Raw genomic sequence first — 2,629 nt, forward strand, 5'->3', positions numbered from 1 at the left:
TGACAGTATCGGCGAATCGGTACCACTGTAGCGCATGAATCGGTACCATCATAGCACTGCATTCGGTACCATCGTATCACTTGAATCGGTACCATCATAGCGCACCAATCGGTACCAAAAAGATGTAAAGTTCTGCTCATGTATAATAATAACCGCCTATCTTTGCAGAAGAATTTTAAAATCTGTATGGATATGGCACAAAGTAATGTAAACATGAGCAAATTAAAACGTTCATTTCAAATGCTAGCGGCAAAAATACCGCAACGCACCATTTGCGAGCAACTACACATGGGACGTGGCGTACTGAACCGTTACAAGACCCTGGCGGATTCCCAAGGTTTGTCCTATGGCGTGATAGGCCGCATGAGTGACGGGGAAATAGAATCTTTCCTCCAGTTGTCCAAACCCACAGCAGCCCCATCCTCCCAACGTCAGGTGCTGGACGGGCTGTTGCCTGAATATGTGTCAGACTTGTCGCATAACCGCTACCTCACCATTCAGGCCCTGCACGAGTCATACAAGAAGGAGCATCCCGACGGATATGGATACACCCAGTTCAAGAAGTCAATCCGTGAGTATCAGTACTCACACAACCTCAGCTTCCATAACACCTATATTCCTGGGGAAGAGATGCAGATTGACTTCGCCGGTGATGCCCTGTGGCTTACCGACCCGAAGACAGGTGAGCTAACCAAGGTTGTCGTCCTGGTCTGTATCCTGCCATACAGCGGCTTGGGATTTGCCAAGGCTATGTACAACGCTTCCATGGAGAACTTCTTCGGCGGTATATCCGATGCCTTCTCTTACTTCGGCGGAACAACTCGCATAGCCAAGAGTGACAACATGAAGCAGTGGGTGAAGAAATACGACCGCTACGAGCCAGCGTTCAATGATGCAGCCGTGGAATGGGCCGCCTACTACGATACAACCCTCCAAACCTGCAGGGTTCGTACTCCCAGGGACAAAGGTCCAGTCGAGGGACTCGTCCAAAAGACCTACAATGCCGTCTACGCTCTGCTACATGACGAGGTGTTTTACAATCTACCGAGTATGAATGCCCGTATCTATGAGTTGATGGACGGCTTCAATGAAAAGCCGTCCAGAACGACAGGGAGAAGCAGACGTGACATCTTCGAGGCGGAAGAGCAACCAACGTTGGGTAAACTGCCCATGACTCCATACCGCTTCAGATATCGCAAGGAGGTGAAACTGTCCGGTACCTATCACGTCATGGTTGACAAGCACAACTATAGCGTGCCATACCAGTATGTCGGGCAAAAGGTGAGCGTACTGTGGGACTTGGATACCGTGGAGGTTTACTCCGGGAGTTCTCGCATAGCCATCCATCAGCGTCGCCAAGGTTCTGGGTACAGCACGCTTGACGAGCATATGCCAGACAAACATCTTGCCTACAAGCACGGACAGGGATATAACGCCGCCTATTTTCTGGAGGAGGCGGCATTGGTCGGCAGCAACACCACTGCCGCAGTCCAATCCATCCTCAATCGCACGAAGCATGTCGAGCAGTCGTACAAGTCCTGCCAAGGAGTCCTGTCTCTCAAGCGCAAGTACGGCAAGGAGCGCCTGGAGAAGGCCTGCAAGCGTCTGGCAGGTTGTACATCCATCACCTACACGATCATCCGCAATGTGTTGGAGAAGAACCTCGACCAAGTTGACGGGGAAGAAACAGTCTCAAATGTGCCACAGAACGACTATGTGAGAGGCGCGGAGGCATTTATGAACATTTAAACATATATATAGTAACATGAACTTACAAGAAACCATCATACAACTCAACGAGTTGAAGCTCAGAGGTATGTCATCCTCCTTCGAGGCCATGACCAGCCTTCCTGTACAGAACCGCCCATCCCTGGAAGTCGCCATCTCCAAGATGGTGGATGCAGAGGTGCAGGACAGACGAGATCGAAAGACCGCCATGTATCTAAAAATCAGCAAGCTTAGATATACGGCACTCTTAGAGGATGTCATCTGTGGAACAGACCGCAACTTCACCAAGGATGACCTTGCCGCCATTGCCGACTGTGCCTTTATACGCAGGCATGAGAACTTGCTCATACAAGGAAAGTGCGGCTGCGGAAAATCCTTCCTTGCCTGTGCCCTTGGAAGACAGGCTTGCATGCTAGGCTACAGAACTCTCTATCTCAATATGAACAGCTTTGTGGAGAAAGTTGCACTCAGCAAGCTGGATGGGTCGTACCTGAGGATGATAACCAATCTGGAAAAGTATGACTTGCTCATATGGGATGACTTCGGGTTGCAGCCAATGGATGACAAGACCAGACTCGCAATGCTTCAAATCCTAGAAGAGAGATACGAAAGAAAGTCCGTCATTATCGCCTCACAGCTTCCCATTGCCAAATGGTATGATTATATAGGTGATCCTACCTTGGCAGATGCCATTATGGATCGTTTGGTGGCAAATGCAAGTAAAATAGAGTTAAAAGGCGAATCTATGCGCCAGAAATTGAAAAAATAAATTACCTTTGCAAATTGAAAAGCAGAACTGAAATCTTGGTACCGATTGCAGCGATACAAGCGGTACCGATTGCAGTGATAGCATGGTACCGATTACACCGCTACGCTTGGTACCGATACAGCGCTATCGTCA

General features: G+C 49.2%; 2 protein-coding genes. Both read left to right on the plus strand.

The window, feature by feature from the left end; all coding sequences use genetic code 11:
• Positions 1–240 precede the first annotated feature (240 nt).
• Complete coding sequence (gene istA, locus ACQRBJ_RS15825) at positions 241–1,749, plus strand: IS21 family transposase (protein WP_445304203.1); 1,509 nt, start codon at positions 241–243, stop codon at positions 1,747–1,749.
• Between the two features lie 16 nt (positions 1,750–1,765).
• Positions 1,766–2,497, plus strand: a complete 732-nt coding sequence (gene istB, locus ACQRBJ_RS15830; RefSeq protein WP_006847955.1) for an IS21-like element helper ATPase IstB — start codon at positions 1,766–1,768, stop codon at positions 2,495–2,497.
• The last annotated feature ends 132 nt before the right edge of the window (positions 2,498–2,629 follow it).

It is taken from the genome of Prevotella sp. SGI.167 (genome assembly GCF_050313615.1).
In the GTDB taxonomy this organism is placed as follows: Bacteria; Bacteroidota; Bacteroidia; order Bacteroidales; family Bacteroidaceae; genus Prevotella.

Bases quoted from the DNA above. Each gene is read 5' to 3' on its own strand.
- istA (WP_445304203.1), top strand. From the start codon at position 241: ATGCTAGCGGCAAAAATACCGCAACGCACCATTTGCGAGCAACTACAC.
- istB (WP_006847955.1), top strand. From the start codon at position 1,766: ATGAACTTACAAGAAACCATCATACAACTCAACGAGTTGAAGCTCAGA.